General features: G+C 36.9%; 23 protein-coding genes. 13 read left to right on the top strand and 10 right to left on the bottom strand.

Going from position 1 to position 25285, the window contains the following annotated elements; all coding sequences use genetic code 11:
• Positions 1-6: 6 nt before the first annotated feature.
• The 5 genes from rpsI to OQX64_RS20590 form a co-directional block, all read right to left on the bottom strand.
• Positions 7-393, bottom strand: coding sequence for a 30S ribosomal protein S9 (rpsI, locus tag OQX64_RS20615; RefSeq protein ID WP_055913282.1), 387 nt, complete (start codon positions 391-393; stop codon positions 7-9).
• A 3-nt stretch (positions 394-396) separates the two neighbouring features.
• Complete coding sequence (gene rplM / locus OQX64_RS20610; protein WP_029287677.1) at positions 397-840, bottom strand: 50S ribosomal protein L13; 444 nt, start codon at positions 838-840, stop codon at positions 397-399.
• A 282-nt stretch (positions 841-1122) separates the two neighbouring features.
• Positions 1123-2673: an Rne/Rng family ribonuclease gene (locus tag OQX64_RS20605; protein ID WP_088302449.1), complete on the bottom strand. Its 1551-nt coding sequence runs from the start codon at positions 2671-2673 to the stop codon at positions 1123-1125.
• 284 nt (positions 2674-2957) lie between these two features.
• On the bottom strand, positions 2958-3836 hold the full coding sequence (locus OQX64_RS20595) for a tetratricopeptide repeat protein (protein WP_265820180.1): 879 nt from the start codon (positions 3834-3836) through the stop codon (positions 2958-2960).
• A gap of 10 nt (positions 3837-3846) precedes the next feature.
• Entirely contained in the window at positions 3847-4149 is a 303-nt protein-coding gene (locus tag OQX64_RS20590; protein WP_010601128.1) for an HU family DNA-binding protein, read from the bottom strand.
• A 169-nt stretch (positions 4150-4318) separates the two neighbouring features.
• On the opposite strand from OQX64_RS20590, the gene mutY reads away from it, so the two are divergent.
• Positions 4319-5368, top strand: coding sequence for an A/G-specific adenine glycosylase (gene mutY / locus OQX64_RS20585; RefSeq protein ID WP_265820179.1), 1050 nt, complete (start codon positions 4319-4321; stop codon positions 5366-5368).
• Between the two features lie 58 nt (positions 5369-5426).
• Positions 5427-5867 (top strand): single-stranded DNA-binding protein, encoded by a 441-nt coding sequence (locus OQX64_RS20580; RefSeq protein WP_265820178.1) that lies wholly within the window; start codon positions 5427-5429, stop codon positions 5865-5867.
• 174 nt (positions 5868-6041) lie between these two features.
• Here OQX64_RS20580 and glmS read toward each other — a convergent pair whose 3' ends face one another.
• The 3 genes from glmS to OQX64_RS20565 form a co-directional block, all read right to left on the bottom strand.
• On the bottom strand, positions 6042-7880 hold the full coding sequence (glmS, locus tag OQX64_RS20575; protein ID WP_265820177.1) for a glutamine--fructose-6-phosphate transaminase (isomerizing): 1839 nt from the start codon (positions 7878-7880) through the stop codon (positions 6042-6044).
• Between the two features lie 123 nt (positions 7881-8003).
• On the bottom strand, positions 8004-9380 hold the full coding sequence (locus OQX64_RS20570; protein WP_265820176.1) for a DUF4270 domain-containing protein: 1377 nt from the start codon (positions 9378-9380) through the stop codon (positions 8004-8006).
• A gap of 21 nt (positions 9381-9401) precedes the next feature.
• A complete protein-coding gene (locus OQX64_RS20565; protein WP_088302599.1) occupies positions 9402-10226 on the bottom strand; it encodes a glycogen/starch synthase in 825 nt (274 codons plus the stop codon).
• Between the two features lie 149 nt (positions 10227-10375).
• Between OQX64_RS20565 and panC the strand changes: the two genes are divergently transcribed.
• The 4 genes from panC (at position 10376) to OQX64_RS20545 (ending at position 14377) form a co-directional block, all read left to right on the top strand.
• Complete coding sequence (gene panC / locus OQX64_RS20560; RefSeq protein ID WP_265820175.1) at positions 10376-11221, top strand: pantoate--beta-alanine ligase; 846 nt, start codon at positions 10376-10378, stop codon at positions 11219-11221.
• 549 nt (positions 11222-11770) lie between these two features.
• Positions 11771-12121 (top strand): aspartate 1-decarboxylase, encoded by a 351-nt coding sequence (gene panD / locus OQX64_RS20555; protein WP_088302456.1) that lies wholly within the window; start codon positions 11771-11773, stop codon positions 12119-12121.
• 43 nt (positions 12122-12164) lie between these two features.
• Complete coding sequence (locus OQX64_RS20550; RefSeq protein ID WP_265820174.1) at positions 12165-13115, top strand: lysylphosphatidylglycerol synthase transmembrane domain-containing protein; 951 nt, start codon at positions 12165-12167, stop codon at positions 13113-13115.
• Positions 13116-13237: 122 nt separating this feature from the next.
• The gene (locus tag OQX64_RS20545) at positions 13238-14377 is read left to right on the top strand and encodes an acyl-CoA dehydrogenase (RefSeq protein ID WP_265820173.1); all 1140 of its coding nucleotides are present in this window, start codon (positions 13238-13240) and stop codon (positions 14375-14377) included.
• Between the two features lie 202 nt (positions 14378-14579).
• Here the strand turns inward: OQX64_RS20545 and OQX64_RS20540 are convergent, their stop codons facing one another.
• On the bottom strand, positions 14580-14924 hold the full coding sequence (locus tag OQX64_RS20540; protein WP_088302459.1) for a phage holin family protein: 345 nt from the start codon (positions 14922-14924) through the stop codon (positions 14580-14582).
• A 17-nt stretch (positions 14925-14941) separates the two neighbouring features.
• Between OQX64_RS20540 and OQX64_RS20535 the strand changes: the two genes are divergently transcribed.
• The 4 genes from OQX64_RS20535 to infB all read left to right on the top strand — a co-directional run bounded on the left by OQX64_RS20535 (position 14942) and on the right by infB (position 20415).
• Positions 14942-15373, top strand: coding sequence for a hypothetical protein (locus tag OQX64_RS20535; RefSeq protein ID WP_265820172.1), 432 nt, complete (start codon positions 14942-14944; stop codon positions 15371-15373).
• Between the two features lie 121 nt (positions 15374-15494).
• Positions 15495-15959: a ribosome assembly cofactor RimP gene (rimP, locus tag OQX64_RS20530; RefSeq protein ID WP_265820171.1), complete on the top strand. Its 465-nt coding sequence runs from the start codon at positions 15495-15497 to the stop codon at positions 15957-15959.
• 64 nt (positions 15960-16023) lie between these two features.
• Positions 16024-17268 carry a transcription termination factor NusA gene (nusA, locus tag OQX64_RS20525; RefSeq protein ID WP_088302462.1) on the top strand — a complete coding sequence of 415 codons (1245 nt, stop codon included), beginning with the start codon at positions 16024-16026 and terminating at the stop codon, positions 17266-17268.
• Between the two features lie 60 nt (positions 17269-17328).
• Complete coding sequence (infB, locus tag OQX64_RS20520) at positions 17329-20415, top strand: translation initiation factor IF-2 (protein WP_265820170.1); 3087 nt, start codon at positions 17329-17331, stop codon at positions 20413-20415.
• 142 nt (positions 20416-20557) lie between these two features.
• On the opposite strand, the gene OQX64_RS20515 is transcribed toward infB, so the two are convergent.
• Entirely contained in the window at positions 20558-20812 is a 255-nt protein-coding gene (locus OQX64_RS20515) for a helix-turn-helix transcriptional regulator (RefSeq protein WP_265820169.1), read from the bottom strand.
• 180 nt (positions 20813-20992) lie between these two features.
• Between OQX64_RS20515 and OQX64_RS20510 the strand changes: the two genes are divergently transcribed.
• The 3 genes from OQX64_RS20510 to OQX64_RS22585 all read left to right on the top strand — a co-directional run bounded on the left by OQX64_RS20510 (position 20993) and on the right by OQX64_RS22585 (position 25149).
• Positions 20993-22294 carry a S41 family peptidase gene (locus OQX64_RS20510; protein WP_265820168.1) on the top strand — a complete coding sequence of 434 codons (1302 nt, stop codon included), beginning with the start codon at positions 20993-20995 and terminating at the stop codon, positions 22292-22294.
• Positions 22295-22413: 119 nt separating this feature from the next.
• Positions 22414-23886: an MAC/perforin domain-containing protein gene (locus OQX64_RS20505; protein ID WP_265820167.1), complete on the top strand. Its 1473-nt coding sequence runs from the start codon at positions 22414-22416 to the stop codon at positions 23884-23886.
• Between the two features lie 183 nt (positions 23887-24069).
• Positions 24070-25149, top strand: coding sequence for an acyltransferase family protein (locus OQX64_RS22585; RefSeq protein ID WP_416240478.1), 1080 nt, complete (start codon positions 24070-24072; stop codon positions 25147-25149).
• Positions 25150-25285 lie beyond the last annotated feature (136 nt).

Genomic DNA, 25285 nt, shown 5'->3' with positions numbered 1-25285 from the left:
CTGTGATTAACGTTTACTGAATTGGAATTTCTTACGGGCTTTTGCACGTCCTGGTTTTTTACGCTCAACCATACGCATATCACGCGTCATTAGGCCTTTAGCACGTAATGCAGGTTTTTTCTCCGCATCTAGTTCAACAATCGCTTTAGCAATAGCTAAACGAACAGCTTCTGCTTGTCCTTTTACTCCACCACCCTGAACGTTTACAGTGATATCATAACGACCTGTAAGTTCAGAAACCTCTAAACTTTGGTTTACGATATATTGCAAAGGTAAAGTTGGGAAATATACTTTGTGATCTTTACCGTTAACGGTAATTGCGCCAGCACCATCTTTTAAGTAGATACGTGCAACAGCTGTTTTTCTTCTTCCTGAAGTGTTAGTAACTGACATTTCTTAAAGTTTAATGGTTTTTGGAGATTGAGCTGAATGTGGGTGGTTTTCACCTGCATACACAAAAAGGTTTGTGTATAATTTTTTGCCCAATTTAGTTTTCGGTAACATACCACGTACCGCTTTCTCGATTACACGTTGAGGGTGTTTCGCCATTAACTCTTTTGGAGAGATAAAACGTTGACCACCTGGATAACCAGTATAAGAAACATATTGCTTTTCGCTGAATTTGTTTCCTGTCAATTTAACCTTGTCTGCATTGATAACAATTACGTTATCTCCGCAATCTACGTGTGGGGTGTACTCAGGCTTGTTTTTACCACGGATGATCATAGCGATCTTCGATGACAAGCGCCCCAAAATCTCGCCTTGCGCATCAACAACAATCCACTGTTTGTTAACAGTTTTCGCATTGGCCGAGACAGTTTTGTAACTTAACGTATTCACTTGCTTGTATTTAATTTATTAAACAATTTATTATTCCCATTAAAATTGGGACTGCAAAGATAGATAGAAAACTTTTATTATCAAATAGTTGAATAGAAAAAAAATGAAAGTTATTGGTTTAAGATTGAAAGTTTAAAGGCATTTGCAAAATTACCTCTTTAAGATGCCATTGTTTATTGCAGATCAAAGTAATTTGACTAATCAGCGATTCTGTTTTTATTCGGCGCTAAAAAACAAAAGCCCGAATTTTTAAATTCGGGCTTTTGCTACATGTACATGGTGTTACAATTTTATTTCTTCATCTTTTGATGAGATAAAATGGAACTCATTTAAATAGTATGATGATTGTGCTTTAACTTTAATCCACTGGCCATATTTAAAAAACCAGCGGCGTTGTAAGTTGAAGATTCCTTTAGTAATGTAAGCTTCAATGTAAGGATGCACACTTAATGTTACACCTTTTTCATTTTGCTCACGTAAAATATAATTCAGGTTATTCTCAATATCATCCATTAAAACAATACTTGCTTTAATTTCTCCGGTTCCACCACAAGCCGGACATTTTTCTACCGTTACAATATTCATCTCCGGACGAACGCGTTGTCTGGTGATTTGTACCAAACCAAATTTGCTTGGAGGCAAAATAGTATGTTTGGCTCTATCCAACAACATCAGCTCACGCAAATAATCGAATAGCATTTTACGGTTTGTTGGCTTGTGCATATCAATGAAATCGATAACCACAATGCCGCCCATATCACGCAAGCGCAATTGACGGGCAATTTCTTTTGCCGCCTCTTTATTTACCTGTAAAGCGTTTTCCTCCTGGGTTTCTTTACTGGCCGTGCGGTTTCCACTATTAACGTCTATCACGTGGAGTGCTTCGGTATGCTCAACTACTAAATAAGCACCACCTGGTAAGTTTACTGTTTTTCCGAAAGCATTTTTGATTTGCTTTTCTATTCCAAAATGATCAAAGATGGGTTCTTTCTGTTTGTACAGTTTCACGATTTTTTCCATTTCTGGAGAAATATCATGAACATAAGAACGGATATCATCGAACAGCTCTGGCGTGCTCACGTAAACGTTTGTAAAATCAGGATTCAGAATATCACGTATTAACGTTGAAGATCTGTCCATTTCGCCCCAAACTCTTTTCGAAGGTTCGGTAGAAGGTACCTTTTTAATAAAGTTTTCCCATTTTGCAATCAGATCCAATAAATCTTTTTGCATTTCGGCAACTCCGCGGCCTTCAGAAACGGTTCTGATAATCACCCCAAAATTTTGAGGTTTAATACTTTCGATAATCTTCTTTAAACGATTACGTTCAGTATTACTTTTAATCTTTTTTGATACAGATATGGTATTGGAGAAGGGCACCAGTACCACATACCTGCCGGCAATCGAAATGTCGGAACTCAAACGCGGTCCTTTTGTAGAAATTGGTTCTTTTGCAATTTGTACAGGCAGGAGCATGTTTTTTGTCAGCACATCAGAAATTTTGCCTGCCTTGTTAATGTCGGCTTCCAGCTTTAAATGATCTAATAATGTGCCTGTAACCGAGCCATTACGCTTGATTTTAGTTAGCTTGATTAAAGATTGCACCTGAGGGCCCAGATCAAAATAATGCAAAAAAGCATCTTTTTCATAACCAACATCCACGAAAGCAGCATTCAGGCCAGGCATAATTTTTTTAATGCGGCCTAAATAAATATCGCCTACGGCGTAGTTATTATTGATTTGTTCTTTGTGAAGCTCAACAAGTTGTTTGTCTTCAATCAATGCTATGGTAACTCCGGCAGGAGTCGAATTGATAATTAATTCTTTTACCAACAGCTACAGATTTAAGGCTTTCGCCTATTAACAAATGGATAGTAAACGAGAAAAAAAACTGATATAGCCAGATATTTACGGGATAAAAAAATCATATAAATACTTTAAACCTCACAGTTTTCACTATGAGGTTTATTAGGCTTAATCAAGATAAGAATCTATTTTTTCTTATGTCTGTTTTTTCTTAAACGTTTTTTACGTTTGTGGGTAGCCATTTTATGTCTTTTTCTTTTTTTACCGCTTGGCATAGTTTTAAGTTTTAAATGTTTTTATTAATCCGTTAATTAATTTTTATTCTTTAGCTCAGCTACCTTCTTATCGATAAATGATGATAAGGTTGGATTAGCTGCTAATTTTTTGCTTGCTAAATAAGCATCAACTGCTTCTTTGTTTTTGCCTAAATTTTCAAGGGCTGTCCCTAAATAAAAATAAGCTTCAGGAGTAGGTGCAGTTGCAATTACTGTATTAAAACGAGGAATTGCTTTGTCGAACTGGCCTGATTTTATAGAGAAGATGCCTAAATTCATATTGGCTTTTACATTTTTAGGTTCTTTAGCAACAACCTCAAGCAACATTGCAATACCTTGCATCGGTGCACCTAAGCCATTTACTATGGTTACGCCTAAACCTGTTTTGGCCTCAATATTTGAAGCGTCTTTCTCTAATACTTTTTTGTAAGATGTATTCGCTTTCTGCAATAATGCAGGTTGAGCTAAACTATCTTGCGTGCTTTCAAACGCTTTCATGAACTGATTACCTGCAGCTAACCATGCTTTTGATGATGGTTCTTCCTGGGCAATTATTTCTAAATAAAGCGCTGAAGGTGTAATTTGCTCTACATCGTCCCATTTCTGAGCCAGCTGCTTCGCCAATTCAACTTTTTCTGCTCCCTTAGCACCCTTATAACTATTTTCTAATGCTGTAATGTCTTTGGCCAAATTTTGATTCAAAACATTTTTAGCAGCGGTAGATGTTGTTTCAATACTAAGGATTGCAGATGATGGTTTAGATTCTGTTGCGGACATCTGTCCACTCGCAGGCATCTTGCCATTCTCTTCTGTTGGTTTAACCAATCCTTTAATGTCTCTTGTAAATAAAAAAGCAACAAGCAATAAAACTGCTCCGATAATGATGATTTGTTTTGATCTGATGCTGCTATTCATGTAATAAGACTTAGGCTTCTACGCTGATTTTTTTGGAGTTACTTTTAACTTTATCAACAAAAACTTTTGCAGGTTTAAAGCTAGGTACAAAATGTTCTGGGATAATTATTGCAGTGTTTTTAGAGATGTTTCTAGCAGTTTTTTGTGCTCTCTTTTTAACAACAAAGCTTCCGAAGCCTCTTACGTATACATTTTCACCGCCAATCATACTTGTTTTGATAACCTTGAAAAATGCCTCAACCGTTTCCTGTACATCAACCTTCTCAATTCCGGTTTTTGTTGATATTTCTGAAATAATATCTGCCTTAGTCATATTTACTTATTTTATATATATTGTGTTTTAATATTATAACTGTTTTGGGGTTGCAAAAGTATTGCTTTTTAATGAGATAGGGAAATAAAAGATGATTTTTTTATAAGTTAAGATATCAGCTGATTGCAAGATTTTTTTTTATCCGGTAATTACCCCGTAATTTGCACCAATGACATTCCAGACTGAACTGATAAATTGGTATCAAAATAATAAAAGGGATCTGCCCTGGAGGCACACCAAAGACGCTTATACCATATGGTTATCAGAGATTATTTTACAGCAGACCAGGGTTGAACAAGGGCTGCCATATTTCAACAGGTTTTTAGAAAATTTCCCCACCGTGACCGATTTTGCCTCGGCTACGGAAACAAAGGTGCTTAAGCTTTGGCAGGGTTTGGGCTACTATTCGCGTGGCAGAAATATGCACGCAACAGCTCAATTAGTTGTAAATAATCTTAATGGAATATTTCCGGATCGACATGATGAACTGATTAAGCTGAAAGGGATAGGTGAATATACTGCTGCTGCAATATCCTCTTTTTCTTCGGGTGAGGCTAGGGCTGTGGTAGATGGAAATGTGTTCAGGGTTTTAGCCAGGTATTTTGGTATTTCTACACCAATTAATTCGCCTGCAGGCAAAAAGGAATTTTATATATTGGCTAATGAATTGCTTTACCAGGAAGATCCTGCCACCTATAACCAGGCGATCATGGAATTCGGTGCGATGCAATGTAAGCCAAAATCGCCAAATTGTAGTGTTTGTCCATTAAATCAGACCTGCTTTGCGTTCAAGCATAATCAAGTTAGCTTATTGCCTGTTAAGCTTCGTAAGGCGGCACCAAAGCACCGCTATATCAATTATTTTATCTGTGAAAATGATCATCAGGTTTTGGTTCGCGAAAGGCAGGCCGGTGATATCTGGCAGCATCTTTTTGATTTTCCTTCTATTGAAACTCCGGAAGAAGTTAACCTGAACAATTCCAGTTTTGCCGAAAAAGTTTCTGATGTTTTTGGAATGGCTGCCAGTTTTACTCTTTTAACGAGTAAAAAACACATCTTGACACACCAAATTATCCATCTGCATTTTTTTTCTCTAAAAAATTATATATTTAACTTTAGTAAACAAAAGGAACTAAAATGGGTTTCTTTAACAATATTAGATGAATTGCCGCAGCCAAAAGTTATTCATGATTTTATAACTGAATACCTTCATGAGTGATGGAATAACTAACCATCTGGCGATCATTTTAAACTGAAAAATCTAACCAATAATATTTATGTCGGGCATTAACAAAGTGATTTTAGTCGGCCATTTAGGCAAAGACCCTGAAGTGCGCCATTTAGATGGAGGCGTTACCGTGGCAAGTTTCCCCCTTGCAACATCAGAAACCTACAATAAAGATGGAAAAAGAGTAGAACAAACAGAATGGCATAATATTGTATTATGGCGTGGGCTTGCAGAGGTTGCTTCAAAGTACCTGCAAAAGGGGAAACTTGTTTACATTGAAGGTAAATTAAGGACAAGATCTTTCGAGGATAAAGAAAAAGTAAAGAAGTATGTAACTGAAATCGTAGCAGAAAACTTTACCATGTTGGGCCGTAAAAGTGATTTTGAACAAAGTCCGGCCAATACAATTCAGCAAGCACCGGCAGAGCGTAAAATTGAAGACGAGTTTACCATTGGACCTTCAGATGAAAATGGTGATTTACCTTTTTAAATCTTAATTATACAGCGGTGGTATTGAAATTTATACTAATTTATTAAGGAGCTTGTCGAAACGCGATTAACTGCATTTTTACAAGTCCCTGAACAGGAAATCAGGATGACATATTTAATCTCGAGATGTCATCCTGAATTTATAATACCGCATTTTATTTAAATATATATACCATTATTCTACCGTTACCGATTTGGCCAGGTTTCGTGGCTGATCGACATTGCAGCCTCTCATTACAGCAATATGATAAGATAACAGCTGAAGTGGAATTGTTGCCAGTAAAGGTAGAAATGCTTCATTTGCATCCGGAATCTCAATGCAATAATCTGCCATTTTCTGTACTTCGGTATCGCCTTCAGTAACAATAGCGATTACTTTTCCTTTTCTGGCTTTAACTTCCTGGATATTGCTGATTACTTTTTCATAAGATGAATTTTTAGTGGCAATAAAAACCACAGGCATTTCTTCATCGATGAGTGCGATAGGGCCATGCTTCATTTCGGCAGCTGGATAACCTTCTGCGTGGATGTAGGAAATCTCCTTCAACTTCAATGCGCCTTCAAGGGCAACAGGGAAGCCGCTTCCCCTGCCAAGAAACAGGCAGTTTCGTGAATCTTTAATTTTTTCTGCTACCTCTTTGATGATATCGTTGGATTCAAGTGCTTTTTGAATCTTTTCAGGGATATGATCCAGCTCCGTTAAAAGTTCAATCATTTTTGAAGCCGTAATGGTGCCCTTTTGCTGTGCCATATAAAAAGCCATGAGGGTTAGCACGGTAACCTGCGCAGTAAAGGCTTTAGTAGAAGCAACACCAATTTCAGGTCCTGCATGCGTATAAACCCCTGCATGAGTTAAACGAGGAATAGATGCACCGGCAACATTGCAAATTCCAAATATGGTTGCGCCACGTTCTTTAGCCATTTCAATGGCCGCCATCGTATCTGCCGTTTCTCCTGATTGAGAGATGGCTATTACCACATCTTTTTCCGTTATAATCGGGTTCCGGTACCTGAATTCAGATGCATATTCCACTTCAACCGGAATCCGGGCATATTCTTCGATCAGGTATTCGCCAACTAAACCTGCATGCCATGATGTTCCGCAGGCAACAATGATAATTCTGTCGATGTTTTTTAATTTCTCTGCAAATTCTTTTATCCCGCCCAGCTGCACTTTGCCTTCTGCCGGATATATTCGCCCACGCATACAATCTTTAATGGATCGTGGTTGTTCGTAGATTTCTTTTAGCATGAAATGCTCAAAACCGCCTTTTTCAAGCATTTCTAACTTCAGCTCAAGTTCCTGTATTAAAGGTGTTTGCACAATGTTATCCAATTGCTTCACCAGTAAATCTTCTCTGGTGACCAAAGCAATTTCGCCGTCTTTTAAATAGATTACATTTTTGGTATATTCAATAATCGGCGTAGCATCTGAAGCGATAAAATATTCGCCTTTACCAACACCAATCACCATCGGGCTGCCTTTCCTTGCTGCAATTAATTGATCCGGATGGTCTTTATCCATAATCACAATGGCATAAGCACCACTCACCTCATTTAATGCTAAACGAACGGCCTCCAGCAGATCTAAGTTTTCTATCTTTTGAATTTCCTCAATCAAATGGATGAGTACTTCAGTATCCGTATCACTTTTAAATTCATGTCCACGGCCTATCAACTCTTCTTTCAGCGTAGCATAATTTTCAATGATACCGTTATGAATAATAGATAGTTTACCGTTATTGGAAGTATGTGGATGCGAATTCCGGTCTGAAGGAACACCATGGGTTGCCCATCTGGTATGTCCCATGCCAATGGTTCCTGTACGATCCTGATGTTCGGCAAATTCTTCTAAAACAGCTACTTTACCAGCTTTTTTATAAATGCTTTGTCCGCTATTATTTATCAGTGCTATACCGGCACTGTCATAACCTCTGTATTCTAATCTTTTAAGTCCTTTTAAAACTATTGGCCAAGCCTCTCTGTAACCGATATAACCTACTATTCCGCACATAATTTGGGGTATTTCTAACGTCGACGAATATACTAAACAAAGATTGTTTAGCGTAAAAATAATTTATCAGGCAAAAAAAAACCTCAACATGATCTGCTGAGGTTTTCTAAAGGATTCAACCTGTTAATTTATTTTGGTATAATAAATATTCAGTTTTATTTTATTTGTGGTGTTGCCAAAAGATCCGATAACAGCTCTTCCTGCTGACGTACCTGATGGTGTAATTTCGTAAGCGGTAGTAGATGATGGCGCTAAGAAAGTTCCATAATCAGTGATGGTTTTATCAATAAGCCCTTGTACGTAAGCTGTGATATTAAATATATATCTGTTATTAAGCGATTGATAAGCACCACCGAATAACCCTGCACCAGCGCTTCCAAGGTTAGTTAAATCAGGTATGTTGGCCGGTTGTTCTGCAATATCCCAACGGTACATCGCTATTCTTTCTGCAGGCGCAAAAGGATTAGCAAAAGAACCATTACTAACATCAACCACTAATTCTGCTTTATTCACTATAACTTTTCCATGAGTACTGGCAAAATTAGCAAGATTTGGAAAAGAAAGTTTTGTTTTTACGCCTACCAGACCTTGTAAATAGGTTACATTATACTGCGTAGAAGTATTTGTCAATTGCGTTTGAATATCCGTACCCGTATAATCATGTTTAATATTTGCCGCAGCGCCGTTTGCTGTAGAAATTGGAAAATTTACGCTTGTGGTATCAATGCCGTTGCTGGTATTAGGTTTTTTATACACCAATTGAACGTATGAATTGGTTGTAGCAAGATCAATGAATGCTATGCCACCGCCAGCAATGGTAGATGATGTTTTGTTAATCTCAGCATATAAGCCCTTAAAATAATCTATAAACTTCGCATTGGTTGTAAATGTGGCAGCAGGTTGTGCTAAAATAGTGCTTTGAATAAAAGCTTTGTTTAGGGGAATTCTGATTTGTGCCTTAACCGTTCTTAAGGTATCCGCTTTACCTGCAACAATATCCGTAATTTTAATCGGCGTTTTCGGAAAGATTTTGCTGTTAAAATTTCCCAATAAGGTACTGTTATGCGCCTGTACATCAGAACTTTTGAAATTGGTGATTTTATTGGTAAGCTGATAAACATCAATACTATACTTAGAAGTTGTGGTGTCTCCGTAAAACTGAGTACCAAGATTTAGCACCAGTACCGCCGAATCTAATGTGGAGTTCGTACCAAAATCCTGGGTAAGTGTAGCTGGCGGTGCTACTGTCATGGCCAGGCTGGATTCGGTTTTTCCAAAAATCGGATCAACCATATAGCCTATTGGATGTTGAGTTAATCCACCTGTAGGGATATCGTTTTCCTTAATAGTTTGAGAATTGATCTGCTCATTATTAACCAAAGTGCCTTCTAAAGCTGCGCTAGGATCAACATCTAAGCCAACAGCACCTGGGTTTTTACATGATGCAAAAAGAAAAAGACCTATCAACAGGGTTAATAAGTCTTGTTTTGTAAATTTCATATTTAAAATAATAATACCTGATTAAGCAACTGAAACCAATTCATCATTTGAAATTTCTTCATAAAAATTATAGAAGTTTTCAAAATTCTCGGTTAAGTTAAATGCTAATGTTGGTTTATTGGAATCTTTAACAAATTTTAACACAGCGGCATCAAGATTTTCATCTGCTAAAACCACAGCATCAGCGTGCGTTACTGCACCAATATGCATGCTGTTGCAATCAGCTGGAACGAAAGCTTTGGTATCTTCTTCAGTCATGTTAGCCATTACTGCTTTAGATGCAAACTTATCATTCAGTTTTTCTGTGAAACCATCTTCATAAATTGAATACACTACTTTTGAATTCTTGAAAGTAGGGTCATTTTTATAAGTAGTTTTAATATAAGCAGGAACTAAAGCACTCATCCAACCATGACAATGAACAATGTCTGGAGCCCACCCTAACTTTTTAACAGTTTCCAATGCGCCTTTACAGAAGAAAATTGTGCGCTCGTCATTGTCTTCAAAGAATTTTTCACTCGCGTCTCTAAATACTTGTTTACGTTGAAAATACTCTTCGTTATCAAGGAAATAAACCTGCATACGTGCAGCTGGGATGGATGCTACTTTAATAATTAAGGGATTATCATTGTCGTCAATAATGATGTTCATTCCTGATAAGCGGATTACTTCGTGTAAACGATTTCTTCTTTCGTTGATGTTGCCGAACTTAGGCATCAAGATGCGGATTTCGAATCCTTTTTCTTGCATAGCCTGCGGTAGCTGACGGGTGATTTCAGAAATTTTAGTAAGCTCGAGGAAAGGCGACATCTCGTGTGTAACAATCAGCAGCTTCGTTTTTGCCATCTCCATATTGTAGGAAAATATTAAGTTAAATAAAAGATAATGAGCTGCAAAGGTAAGCATAATAATACTATTTATCAATATAGCAAGCATTTGTTTGGTTTCGTTTAGATTAATTTACACCTTTACCACTTTAATTTAGATAGACCAAATTGGAAATATTTAAAACCAAAGCAACGCTTAAAGCTTTCTTAAAACCGCTAAAAGAATCGGGTAAAAAAATAGCACTTGTACCTACAATGGGTGCCTTGCATCATGGCCATATTTCTTTAATCAAACTTGCACAGCAAAACGCAGACATCATTATCTGCAGCATTTTTGTAAATCCTACACAGTTTACGGATCCGAAGGACCTGGAAAAATATCCCCGCCCTATTGAACATGATTTGGCAATGCTCGAAGCTGCAGGTTGCAGTGGCGTACTCATGCCAAATGTGGAAGAAATGTATCCTTCAGATGAGCAGGAAAACTGGTCAATTGATCTTGGAAAAGCTGAGTTTTTACTCGAAGGCGAGTTTAGAAAAGGCCACTATCAGGGGGTTACACAAATTGTGAAAAAACTTTTTGATGCAGTAGAGCCTGATATAGCCATGTTCGGACAGAAAGATTTTCAGCAGGTATTGATGATCAAAAATATGGTTAAGTATTTTAACCTTCCTATTCAGATCATTACCTGTCCTATTATAAGAGAAGATGACGGACTGGCCATGAGTAGCCGGAATATTCATTTGTCAGCGGATGACAGACAACATTCCCTGGTGTTAAATGAGTCTCTTTATTTTGTGGTTAAACATTTTGAAGAATATTCATTAGATGAGCTGGAAGCAAAGGCAAAGACATTTTATCAAGATATTAAGGGAGTAGAACTGGATTATTTTACTATTGCCAATGGCAATACACTAGCGCCTGCAACTTCTAAAGATGAAGATAGCCTGGTGGCATTGGTTGCAGCGAAAGTTGGATCGACGCGACTGATTGATAATATGATCATTAAATAATGATTGAGTTATAAAATGATTGAGTGATTGAATGTTTTGGTTTCAGAAGGTAGATTTCCTAATTCTATCATTCCATCCTTCATTAATTCAATTATTCCATCATGCTATCATTCACTAATTCAATCATTCCATCATTTACTAATTCATACTTAATATTATTCAAACAAATTAATGATTGAGTTATAAAATGATTGAGTGATTGAATGTTTTGGTTTCAGAAGGTAGATTTCCTAATTCTATCATTCCATCCTTCATTAATTCAATTATTCCATCATGCTATCATTCACTAATTCAATCATTCCATCATTTACTAATTCATACTTAGTATTATTCCAACAAATTAATGATTGAGTTATAAAATGATTGAGTGATTGAATGTTTTGGTTCCAGAAGGTAGATTTCCTAATTCTATCATTCTATCCTTCATTAATTCGATTATTCCATCATGCTATCATTCACTAATTCACTAATTCAATCATTCCATCATTTACTAATTCTATCATTCACTAATTCGGTCATTCATTCTAACATTATTACTAACTTTGCCAAATGGTTATTACAATATTAAAATCGAAAATACACCGTGTTAAAGTAACACAAGCTGAACTGAATTATGTTGGCAGTATTACGATTGATGAAGATTTAATGGATGCGGCCAATATTATTGCCAATGAAAAAGTGCAAATTGTGAATAATAATAATGGTGCCCGCTTCGAAACTTATGTAATTAAAGGCGAACGTGGTACCGGAACAATCTGTTTAAACGGTGCAACAGCCCGATTGGCTCAGTTAGGCGATATCCTGATCATTATGTCTTACGGAAGCCTTCCAATTGAAGAGGCAAAGCAATATAATCCTATCCTTGTTTTTCCGGATGACAACAATCATTTACTAAAATAGCATTGTGACGCTCGACCTTAAAACGGCAGTAAAATACCTCATCATGCTTTTGATAGGAGTAGGTATTTTATACTTGGCGTTTCGAGGTCAGGATCTGCAAAAGATCTGGCTGGAAATTAAAACAGCCAATTTGTTTTACGTCATTATCTCTGCATTATCGGTGTTGATTGCCTATGTGCTAAGAGCATTGCGCTGGCAGATGCTTTATCGATCTATTCATTATCAGGTTAGTTTCCTGAATGTTTATCACGGTGTAATTATTGGTTACTTCGCAAATTTAGCCTTACCCCGCTTCGGTGAAGTGGTTCGCTGTTCTGTAATGCACAAAACAGAAAACGTTCCGGTTTTTTCTTCTCTCGGTACGGTGATTACAGAAAGACTTTTCGATGTCTTAGTGCTTTTTCTTACCGGTTTAGCAATGCTCGTCTTTCAATATGATGTAGTAATTGATTTTCTTTATTACCGCATTTATCAGAATATTGCAAACCACCTGATGCGGGTAAACTATGTTTGGTTGGTCGCATTTGGAATCATAATGATTTTATTCTTTGGTGTTTTATTCTATCTTCTGCGCAGAAGAGTAGGCAAAAAGTTCCTGAGAATTTTTGTGAGCCTAAGACAGGGATTTGGTTCTTATAGCAAAATGAAAAACAAGTGGTTATTCCTGCTTTGCACATTTGCAATCTGGAGTTTTTACCTGATCTCCATGTATTGCTGTCTTTATGCTATTCCATCAACAAGTAATCTTCATTTTAATGCTGCATTTACGGCACTTGTATTTTCAGGTTTTGCCATGGCCGCGCCCGTGCAGGGTGGTATAGGTGTTTTTCACTGGATGGTGGCACAATCTCTGGTTTTATACGCCATATCCTTTAAAGATGGATTGGCATATGCCACAATTATCCATTCTTCGCAAATTTTACTTATTCTCGTTTTGGGGTGTTTTAGTGCTTTCTTAATATTAATGAAACCTGATTCCAAACCTACAAGATGAGAAATTCGCTATGGTAAGCTAAAGGCAGAATACAAATATTTCAATAAAATTACTATGCAGCCATAGTAATTTTAGATTTGAAATGCTACATTTGATTTACTAACCCTTTATACTTAAATGTTATGCATTTTGAATTAAGTGAAGAGCAGATAATGATCCAGCAGGCCGCAAGAGATTTTGCACAGCAAGAGCTTAAGCCAGGTGTAATTGAGCGGGACGAGCATCAGAAATTTCCGGTAGAACAGGTGAAAAAACTCGGTGAACTTGGTTTCCTGGGCATGATGGTCAGCGATAAATATAATGGCAGCGGTCTTGATGCCATTTCTTATGTATTGGTGATGGAAGAGCTTTCTAAAATCGATGCTTCTGCATCAGTGGTGGTTTCGGTAAATAATTCCCTGGTTTGCTATGGCTTGGAGGCTTATGGAAATGAAGCACAGAAAGAGAAATACCTTAAACCCCTGGCATCCGGAGAAAAGATTGGGGCATTTTGCTTATCAGAACCGGAGGCCGGATCGGATGCGACATCTCAACAGACTACCGCCGAGGATAAAGGTGATTATTACCTGTTAAACGGAACGAAAAACTGGATTACCAATGGGAATTCGGCCTCAACATATTTAGTTATCGCGCAAACTCACCCGGAATTAAGACATAAAGGAATTAATGCTTTTATCGTGGAAAAAGGAATGGAAGGCTTTACTATTGGGCCAAAAGAAAATAAATTGGGGATTCGTGGATCTGATACCCACTCTTTAATGTTTAATGATGTGAAGGTGCCAAAAGAGAATAGGATAGGGGAAGATGGTTTCGGTTTTAAATTCGCGATGAAAACATTGGAAGGTGGCCGGATCGGGATTGCCGCACAGGCGCTGGGTATTGCCCAGGGTGCTTTTGAATTGGCAACACAGTATGCCAAAGCGCGTAAATCTTTTGGGAAGCCCATTTCAGAACATCAGGCGATTGCTTTTAAGCTTGCAGACATGGCCACACAGATTGAAGCCGCCAGGTTATTGGTCTATAAAGCTGCATGGTTAAAAGATCAGGGACTACCTTATACCCAGGCAGGGTCGATGGCTAAATTATTTGCTTCTAAAGTAGCCATGGATGTAACTATTGAAGCTGTTCAGGTTCACGGCGGATATGGATTCGTTAAAGAATATCATGTGGAACGCTTAATGCGCGATGCAAAAATTACCCAAATCTATGAAGGAACCTCGGAGATTCAGAAAATGGTAATATCAAGAGAAGTTATACGCTGAGTTAAGTCGTGAGTCATTAGTCGGGAGTCTCTTATTTAGCGTATCATAACTCCTGCTATTTAGCTTGAGTATTAATTTAAAAGCCTGCGAATTTAAGTGCTTCGACTTAATTTCACAGGCTATTCTTATGATGCCGCTTTATTTGTTTTTAATCTGTAAACCTTAGACTCAAGACTTAGGACTACAGACTCAAGACTCGAAACTACTCCTTCTCTCCTGCAACAGCGCCAAAAACGGCTTTGATCAACGCTACGATAATGGCTAAAAATGCTGCAGCGAAGAAACCAGACGTATTAAAAGAGGTCATCATGCTGTCTACCAGAAGAATCATTAAAACAGTGATGATAAAGGATACCAAACCCAGTGTTAAAAAGTTAATCGGGAAGGTTAACAATCTTAAAATAAAGCCAATGGTAGCATTTGCAAGTGCGATTAAAACGGCTGCAATAAGTGCACTCATAAATCCTGTTACTTCTACTCCCGGAACCAGTTTAGCCCCAATAAAAAATGCAAGTCCCATCAAAAGAACTTCAATAATTAATCTCATAATGTTTAAATTTGTTAATGTTTAAAAGCCTGTGTAAATTTTCAGCAGTTGCCATAATAGCAGCCACTTTAATTTCTTGTTCTGGTACAAACAAAAAACCTGTGATTAAGTTTGCAGCGGATAGTACAGTGATCGTAGTTAAAAATATTGATGAAGCAAGTTTATTGCAGGTTAAAAATCATTATCAGGCAAATACAGATTCCATAGCCTTGATTTCGGTTATACTGAAACCCGGAGACCTGGATAGTTTGCAGGATGATATTGAAGTGCCTGGAAAAGTTAAGATAGCGGGCGATTCTGTTATTTTCGTACCTGAACAACCTTTTCAGAAAAATAAAAGTTACCTGGTAGAAAATTATATCGGAGTTAATTTTGCAGGCATGGATAACTTACTTAATGGTAGTGCCAGGCACAATTTACAGCCGCAAAAACAAATACTTAAACGGTAATAATCAGCACAATAATTACGCTAAGTGTTTGATTTTAAAGAAATGTTTACTACATTTGCATCGTAATCGAAGAAAAGAGAAGGGGACAATGTCCCCTTTTTCTATGAAATCAGGGTAAAATATGCAGGTAGAAAAGAGAGTTGCAGCCCTCGTTGAGGAAAAAATTGCAGACAGACCAGAACTTTTTCTGGTCGAAGTGAAAATGTTACCAAACCATAAATTGATTATTCATGTTGATGGTGACGAAGGAATTAGCATACAGGATTGCGTGGCAATCAGCAGGCATGTAGGTTTTCATCTGGAAGAGGAAAATGTAATTGAAAAGGCCTATAATTTAGAAGTTTCTTCACCCGGTGTTGGTGAACCACTGAAGTTAAACCGCCAGTACATTAAAAATATTGGACGAACTTTAAGTGTAAAGCTGAAGGATGGACTTAAAAAGGAGGGTAAGCTTTTAGAGGTTGCGGAAGACAACTTGTTGTTGGAAGAGTCAGTTAAAGAAAAAGGGAAAAAAGCGGTAAATGTTGAAACAACAATACCGTTTAATGATATATTAGAAACAAGTGTATTAATAAGTTTTAAGTAATACGATTAATGAGCAAAAACGAGATTTCTTGTAATCTTACTAATCTATTTAATCATGGTAAAAAATGAGTACTACAACAATTAATTTAATCGACTCTTTTCAGGAGTTTAAAGATTTCAAAAATATAGATCGCCCCACGGTGATCAGTGTGCTGGAAGAAGTTTTTCGTAGCATGTTGCGTAAAAAATACGGAACAGACGAAAATTGTGATGTAATTGTAAATCCGGATAACGGAGATTTAGAGATCTGGAGAACCCGGAAAGTAATGGAGGATGGTTTCTCTGAAGATGATGATCTGGAAATTGAATTGGCTGATGTACATCAAATTGACCCAAGTTTAGAGGTTGGTGATGATTATATAGAGCAGATTACGTTGGAAAGTTTTGGCCGCAGGGCAATTTTAGCTGCACGCCAGACACTGGTTTCTAAAGTATTGGAATTAGAGAAAGATGAAATTTTCAAAAAATATAAAGATCGTGTAGGTGAGATTATCACTGGCGAGGTTTATCAGGTTTGGAAAAAAGAAACTTTGGTTTTAGATGATGAAGGTAACGAACTTTTAATGCCTAAAACCGAGCAGATTCCTGCTGATTATTTCAAAAAAGGCGATTCTGTAAGAGCAGTAATCTCTAAAGTAGAAATGATCAACGCGAATCCGAAAATTATCATTTCGAGAACGGCACCAGAGTTTTTACAACGTTTGTTCGAACTGGAAGTTCCCGAAATTTTTGATGGTTTGATTACTGTGAAGAAAATTGTTCGTGAACCAGGAGAGCGCGCTAAAGTAGCCGTAGAGTCTTACGATGATCGTATTGATCCGGTAGGTGCTTGCGTGGGCATGAAAGGATCTCGTATTCATGGTATCGTTCGCGAATTGAAAAACGAAAATATTGATGTGATTAACTTCACAAATAACATCTCATTATATATCACACGTGCTTTAAGCCCGGCAAAAATCACTTCTATTAAATTGGATGATGAAACCAAACATGCATCGGTTTACTTAAAACCAGATCAGGTTTCATTAGCCATCGGACGTGGCGGACATAATATTAAACTGGCTGGTAAATTAACCGGTTATGAAATTGATGTATACCGTGAAGCCGGAGAAGAAAGCGACGAAGATGTGGATTTGGAAGAATTCTCAGATGAGATTGATAGCTGGATCATTGATGAATTAAAGGCTATCGGGTGCGATACTGCTAAGAGTGTTTTAGCACTTACAGTAGAAGATTTGGTGAAACGCACAGACTTAGAAGAAGAAACCATTAAAGAAGTGGTTCAGATTTTACAGTCAGAATTTGAATAAGTGGTGTAATTGCCAAATAAACACTACTTTTGTATTATATTAAAAAATAACAGGAGCTAAATGTCAGACGACAAACCAATCATTTTAATTAAAGCTATTAAGGAACTTAATATAGGCATGGGTACGGCCGTTGAGTTTTTAAACAAAAAGGGATTCTCTGCCGAGAAGAGCCCGATGTTTAAACTTACGGGAGACATGTATAGTGCCTTATTGAAAGAGTATCAGGGAGATAAGATCGTAAGAGAAGAAGCCAAACAAATAGTGATTGGTAAAATACGTCGCGACGAGCCTGAAACTGAAAAGCCAGTAGAAGCGCCGAAGAAAAATACCGATTTCGAGAAAAATGAAGAGGTTCTGATTAAGAATACTCAAACATCAACTCCTCCGGTAGAAAAACCTAAGGTCGTAGAAACTCCAAAAGTAGAAACTCCGGCACCTATTCCTGCGGCAGCAGCGCCGGTTGCAGCAACGAAGACAGAAGACAAAGCGGAAGATGGTGGATTACCAGGTGTTAAAATTGTGGGCAAGATTGATTTAAATGATCTTAATTCCAAAACGCGCCCTGCTAAAAAAGAAGATACCCCTGCTGCTGCAGTTCCTGCATCACAGCCAGTTGCAAAAGTACCTGAGACGGTTAAGCCTGTAGAACAACCTAAAGTTGAAGAAAAATCAGCAGAGGTTAAGAAAGAGGAAACGCCTGCTGCCCAGATACCTACACCTGCATCACAACCAGTTGCAAAAGCACCTGAACCAGTAAAACCTGCAGAACAGCCAAAAACGGAAGAAAAGCCAGCAGAAGTGAAACCTGCCGAAGTAAAACCGGTAAGTAATGAGCCTGAAGTAATTAAAGCACGTACGGTTAAATTAACTGGTCCGAATATCATTGGTAAGATTGTTTTACCAACTACTCCGGATAGAAGAAACGGTCCTGTAGCATCATCTAGTGATAGCGAGGCTGCTAAACGCAAACGTAAACGTAAAAAAACTCCGGGAGCACCAGGTCAGCATGGTGGTCAGGGTCAGCAAGGACAAAATCCTGCGGGTCAGGGTCAGCCAGGCGCATCAGGTACACCACGTACACCTTATCAAGGTAATCGTCCAGGTGGTGGTACGCCATACCAGGGCAATAGACCGGCCGGACAAGGTGGTACACCTTATCAGGGAAATAGAAATAACAACAGACCAGGTTTCCAAAACAGGAATGCTACACCAAGCGGTCCTAAAGAGGAGCCTACTGAGAAAGAAATTCAAGATCAGATTAAGGCAACACTTGCCCGTTTAAGTGGAGCTGGTAAATCTGGTAAATTTGCTCAACGTGCTAAATTGCGTCGTCAGAAACGTGATGATGTTGCATTTAATGCTGAAGAGGCTGCAAATGAACTTGAATCTCAATCAAGAATATTAAAAGTAACAGAATTTGTTACGGCTAATGAACTGGCCAGCATGATGGATGTACCGGTAACTAAAATTATTGGTACCTGTATGAGTTTGGGCATGTTTGTTTCCATCAACCAGCGTTTGGATGCTGAAACTTTAACGATTGTTGCTGATGAGTTTGGTTACGAAATTCAGTTCGTTAAACCGGATGAAGATGAGGAAAATGTAATTGAAGAGGAAGATAACGAGGCAGATTTAATCGAAAGGGCTCCGGTTGTTACGATTATGGGTCACGTCGATCACGGTAAAACTTCCTTACTGGATTATATCCGTAAAGCAAATGTGGTAGCTGGCGAGGCTGGTGGTATTACACAGCACATTGGTGCGTATATGGTAACCACACCAACCGGTAAAAAAGTAACATTCCTAGATACACCAGGTCACGAAGCTTTTACAGCGATGCGTGCCCGTGGTGCGAAAGTTGCCGATATTGCAATTATCGTAATTGCTGCGGATGATGCAGTGATGCCGCAAACAAAAGAGGCTATCAATCATGCACAAGCTGCAGGTGTTCCTTTGGTATTTGCTTTTACGAAGGTGGATAAGCCAGGTGCAAATGCAGATAAAGTTCGTGAGCAATTATCTGTAATGAATATTTTGGTTGAAGATTGGGGTGGTAAATATCAATCACAGGAAATCTCAAGCAAAAGCGGTTTAAATGTTGATTTACTTTTAGATAAAGTATTATTAGAGGCTGAGTTATTAGAACTTAAAGCCAATCCAAATAAAAGAGCTACAGGTTCAGTTATTGAATCTGCATTGGATAAGGGGCGTGGTATTGTGACTACAGTATTGGTTCAGGCGGGTACATTAAGAGTTGGTGATCCGATCTTAGCCGGTAGTTTTAGCGGACGTGTTAAAGCATTAACCAATGAGCGTGGTGCTAAAGTAGATTCAGCAGGTCCATCACAACCCGTACAGGTTTTAGGTATGCAGGGCGCACCAACAGCGGGTGACCGTTTCAATGCGCTTGAAAGTGAAACTGAAGCACGTGATATTGCAAACAAACGGATGCAGTTACAACGCGAGCAGGGATTGCGTACGCAGAAACATATTACCCTGGATGAGATTGGTCGACGTTTGGCTATCGGTAACTTTAAAGAACTTAATATCATTGTTAAAGGTGACGTGGATGGTTCAATTGAGGCACTGGCCGATTCATTGTTGAAACTATCAACTGAGCAAATCCAGATCAATATCATCAGTAAAGGTGTTGGACAGATTTCAGAATCTGATGTCTTGTTGGCTTCTGCTTCTGATGCAATCATCATTGGTTTCCAGGTTCGTCCATCAACAGGTGCACGTAAATTAGCTGAAGCTGAGCAAATCGATATCCGTTTATATTCTATCATTTACGATGCAATCAATGAGATTAAATCAGCGATGGAAGGTATGTTGGATCCCGAATTTGAAGAGAAAATTGTGGCTAACGTTGAAATTCGCGAGACTTTCAAAATTACCAAAGTGGGTACCATTGCAGGTTGTATGGTATTGGATGGTAAGATTACCCGTAACAGTAAGATCCGTATCGTTAGAGATGGCGTTGTCGTTTACACCGGTGAATTAGCATCATTAAAACGCTTTAAAGATGATGTGAAGGAAGTGGTTAAAGGTTACGAATGTGGTCTGAACATTCAAAACTTCAATAACATTGAGGTAGGTGATATCGTTGAAGCTTACGAACAAGTTGAAGTAGCGAGAAAACTATAAGTGATCTAAACTATATAAAATTTAAGTGATCCCAAAAGGGTCACTTTTTTTGTGTTCATTATTTTTAAAACGCAGAATTACTGGATAATTTAAGTTTGATAAAAGCTTTAGATTAGTGATGAATCAAAATAAAATTTAATTACTAATAATATTGACGACCTTTCTGTTGTAATGGAATGATTTGATTGCTATTGAATTTTGAGTGCAGAATGATTTGATGGATAGGTACTTCGTATAGCTCTGCGATTTTCATTAACTGAGAAAGGGCAAAATCAACTTCATTGTTTTCCCATTTTCTGTAAGCTACCCTGCTTATTCCTATAATGTTGGCTACGTACTGCTGAGTGTATTGATGTTTATCTCTATACCTTCTTAAGGTATTTCCTATGTCTAACATGCTGAGAACTGAAAATTTTTGTGTTTCTAAGGTCTTACAAATGTATATATAATAAGTAAATATATACAGGTAAATATTATTAATACTTACAATTTAAATGTCTTAATTTGTACTGAAAATATTGCGTCAATGTATTTTGTGTGTATTGCTGTAATTAATTGATTATTTATTAGTTAAGATTTGAAAACTCATATTTTAATAAAAAATTGGCATGATTGTAAAAATGCTATTTTAGTTATTTTATTATTCTTGGCCTCTACAGGCTGTAAAAAGACGGCGTCAATAGATACAAAAGAGGAAATTATTTCGCCTGTAGCGGGTAGCCGATTGAAATTTACGCTAGACTCTATTTATTTATATGCTAGGCAAATTTATTTATGGAATGATGTTTTGCCTTCTTATCAGGATTTTGCCCCAAGGCAAAAATATTCATCGATTACGCCTGAAATTAATGCTTTTAAGAAAGAACTTTTCGATCTTTCACAATTAAAATTAAATACTAAAACCGGTAGGCCATATGAGGCATTAGGTTATAACAATACTCCAAAATACTCCTATCTTCAATTGGGGATATTAAAAGGTGGGATTAGGCAAGCGGGTCTTGTATTAAAAGAAGCAATTCCATTTAATAAAATCATACAATCTGCTGATAAAAAGGTTGGTTATATCTCACTTAGCTCTTTTCCTCGCTTAAATGATGCCAAATCAATGCTGGATAAGGCTTTTGAAGAACTAGCATTGGCACATCCCAAATACCTTGTTTTAGACCTTAGGTCTAATGGAGGCGGATATGTGGAGACGGCGGAATACGTAGCTAACTTAATTGTGCCAGGCAAATTAAATGGGAAAGTAATGTATTCCGAACAATTTAATGCTACTCTTCAAAGTGGGAATGGCAAGATTTTGAGGCATCAGCCATATCTGGATGAATCGGGGAAAGCTGTTTCATATAAAGGTAGGGCAGCTACATTAGCAGATGTAGATTATTCAGAAAAGGGAAATACCTATCTTTTTGAAAAAAAGGGCAATTTAGAATCAGTTGAAGAGATTTATGTTATCGTTTCCGGAGAAACAGCTTCCGCAAGCGAGTTGCTGATTAGTTGTCTTAAACCTTACTTCAATGTCAAACTTGTGGGTGAAAAAACATATGGCAAACCTGTCGGCTTTTTTGGTGTGAATATAGATCAATATACCATTTATTTAAGTAGTTTCTTGATTAAGAATGCACAAGGCTGGTCTGATTATTTTAACGGAATGGAACCTAATATTCCTGTAATACTTCCAGCTCATCCAATTTTGGGCGATCCAGAAGAACCTTGTTTGAAAGCAGTAATTTCTAACATTAATGGTTCATTAAAACTTGCCTCCAGGGCAAAATTAGCTGACCTTTCAAAAGGTAAAGCACGCCAGCAATTGTCAATTATTAATGACAACAGTGATGTTGGTATGATTGAAAATAGATTAAGGCTAAAAAATAAGTAGTTTTAATAACTCTCTATTAGACTTATTTGTTTTTTTCTCGTTTGTAATGTTTCTTTATATTGATAACTGCTAGTTGTCATCTGTAATATTTTTCATTAGTAGTTTTGAAAAAAATATTTATGAAAAAAGATTACAAGTTAAAAATTATTTGCATGCTGTGTGTTTTCACGACGTTATTCAGTAATTGTAAAAAGAGTGAATTGGTTGATGGGCAGTTATTGAATAATAAGCACAATGGATTGGCATCCGCCAAAGATGGGCAAAATGATTTATTAGGCTATGGCTATGATGTTCTTGGAGAATATGCAAATTCAAGTGCTGCTAAGTTTTCAGTAGTGGATGTGGTAAGATTAAAGACCGATCATCCTACTCGGGTTGAATGGGATTTTGCTACTAAACAAGAGGGCATATTAGATGCTGGAAGTGATGCTGTTTCGTATCTGAAGAAGTTAACTACTAGATTTAGTAATACCTTTGGTGCAGAGCTATTAGGATTATCACTATTCAAGGCTACTATAAATGCTGCTTACAACGAAACTGATAATTTTTCATCCAGAAATATTTATAGTAGCTATAGACTAAAAATACAGCAAAAACGAGTGAAATTTAATGCACCTAATGATCTTTTAAAAAGTTATCTATCACCAAGTTTTTTATCTGATGTGCAAAGTCAATCACCGGAATACATTGTAAGCCGTTATGGAACACATGTTTTAACAGACATTATTCTTGGAACAAAGCTTGAAGCATTATACAAATCCGAAACGTCAAAGTCTGAAAGGACAATTGCAAGTTCGGCTGGAGTGGACTTAAGTGTTAAGTTAATTTTTAAGTTAAATACAGGATACACATATGATAGCAATGATATCGTTGAAAATACTTCACAAAAATTACAATATAGAACAATAGGAGGAGATCCTACTCAAAGCTTAGTAGGTCAAGTTCCGATAGGTAATGCATCAAATCCTAATCCTACCCCAACCGTTGTAATATCAGGGTGGCAAAGTACTTCAACACTTGCAAATTCAGAAATGATTGATATTACTCCTGATGGCTTAATGCCTATATACGATTTAATTCCTGATCCATCAAAGGCTCTAGCTGTAAAGAATTATGTCATTCAATACTTAACTAATAACCAAGCTAATTTGATTATTGATGAAAACTACAATCCTACACAAGAAGGTAAGCTTTTACGCACTCCAGATGGAAGAGTATTCAGTGTAATGAATGGAAAGGCTAGGCACATTCAGGATTATGGGACTTTACAGGCAGTTTATAATTTTGAAACTACTACAATAATAAAACGACCACCATTTAATCCTATTGTACAAGTAACCTCAAATATTAAACAAATTTCAACTCTGTCAGAATTAGGTCTCACGGAAGGTCCGCCAATCCCTCCAGGTGCTGAATTATTGAGAGATTCAGGAAATGGAAGAACTTATTTTTATGAGCATACAGCTCAAGGAGTCTATATGTTAAGATACATCACAAGCCCCGATGTTGCCAATAAATATTATTTTAAATTAAGCAATGCCAGAAATATACCTAGTACATTTGGTTATGTTTTAGGCGCTATAATTCAATAAAGTTTATTTAAATAAGTAACAGAGAATTGTATATTTATATTTCTTGGATTCATTATATATATCTGATTTAGTTGCTAATATTTATATGTAAAATTTTATATACATAAATGTTAAAAGGGTTCCGATTCACATCGGAACCCTTTTTTTATCACATATTTGTTAATCAAACCACTTAAATATTTAATGAATACAGAATTAGCTAAAGAAACAGTGCCCATAAAAAGGAATTTTGATTTTATAGATACCATCAGGTGCATTGCAATGATGGGAATTGTTATGGAACACTGTACGTATAATGGCACATATATCTTTAATGGTTTTCCTCTAAAACACATCATTTACATCGGGTTAATTCAGTTTTCAAAATTTGGTACCATATCCTTCTTTTTATTAGCCGGATTTTTATTGGGGAGTAAGTTTACAACCTATTCATCCTGGCAATATTTTAAACGACGTTTATCCACAGTATTTCTACCCTGGTTAATATGGTCACTGATATTTTTGTGTGCTATCATCATTCAAAATTACATTGCGCTGCATCGGTCAGGCGATTTTCATCTCCGGAAGTTGCTGATTGAAAAAATAGAGATGATTTATCTATTTACCAATTATTGGTTTATTATCAATTTTATGTTTTGTATCGCAATACTATTATGCTTTAAGAAGTATTTGTACAAATGGTGGCTGGGGGCAATTTTTTTGGTGCTTACTTTAACTTATAGCGCTAATGTATATTTCGAATGGTTTATTACATCGCACACTATCGCAATTTTTGGATTTATTTTTTATCTATGGTTGGGTGCCATTTTTAATAAGTATTGGAGTAAAATTGAAGCATTTATTCAAAAAACGCCATATTATATCTTTATTGGTTTATTTATGATAACTTTCTATTTAGCGGTGTTCGATATTATTCATCTAATAAAGGTAAAAAGTGAAGATCCATATAATACATTAAGAATAAGTAATGTTTTCTATTCATTAGCCACTATCTTTTTATTGTTTAAAATAAAGGAATTTAGATTTGTCAAATATTTAAAGCCAAGGGAAACTACATTTGGTGTTTATTTAATACACTATATATTGGTTACCCATCTTTTGCCTGAAGTTTTCAGACCCTTCCACATAATTCAATTCAATGAAATGTCTTTGGGTAATATGCTTCTTTATATTGCCTGTAGATTTACAATTGTTTATTCTGCTACAATGTTGCTCATTGCCCTGATAAGTAAGACTAAAATAAAGTGGATAATTGGCAGATAATTTTAATGTCCAGATAATATGAAATAGGTGCCAGTCAAACGCTTTCTTTTATTTTAGTAGATTTGTTCAGGTGATCCGTTTTAGTGTATTCTTGTTAGATCGCCTGATATGGATTATTCATCACAATTTTTGCCTG

Origin of the sequence: Pedobacter sp. GR22-10, from assembly GCF_026239715.1 — a bacterium.
Taxonomy (GTDB): Bacteria; Bacteroidota; Bacteroidia; order Sphingobacteriales; family Sphingobacteriaceae; genus Pedobacter.
Note: the sequence above shows the minus strand (reverse complement) of the source record. Positions and strands in the feature narration are given on the sequence as shown.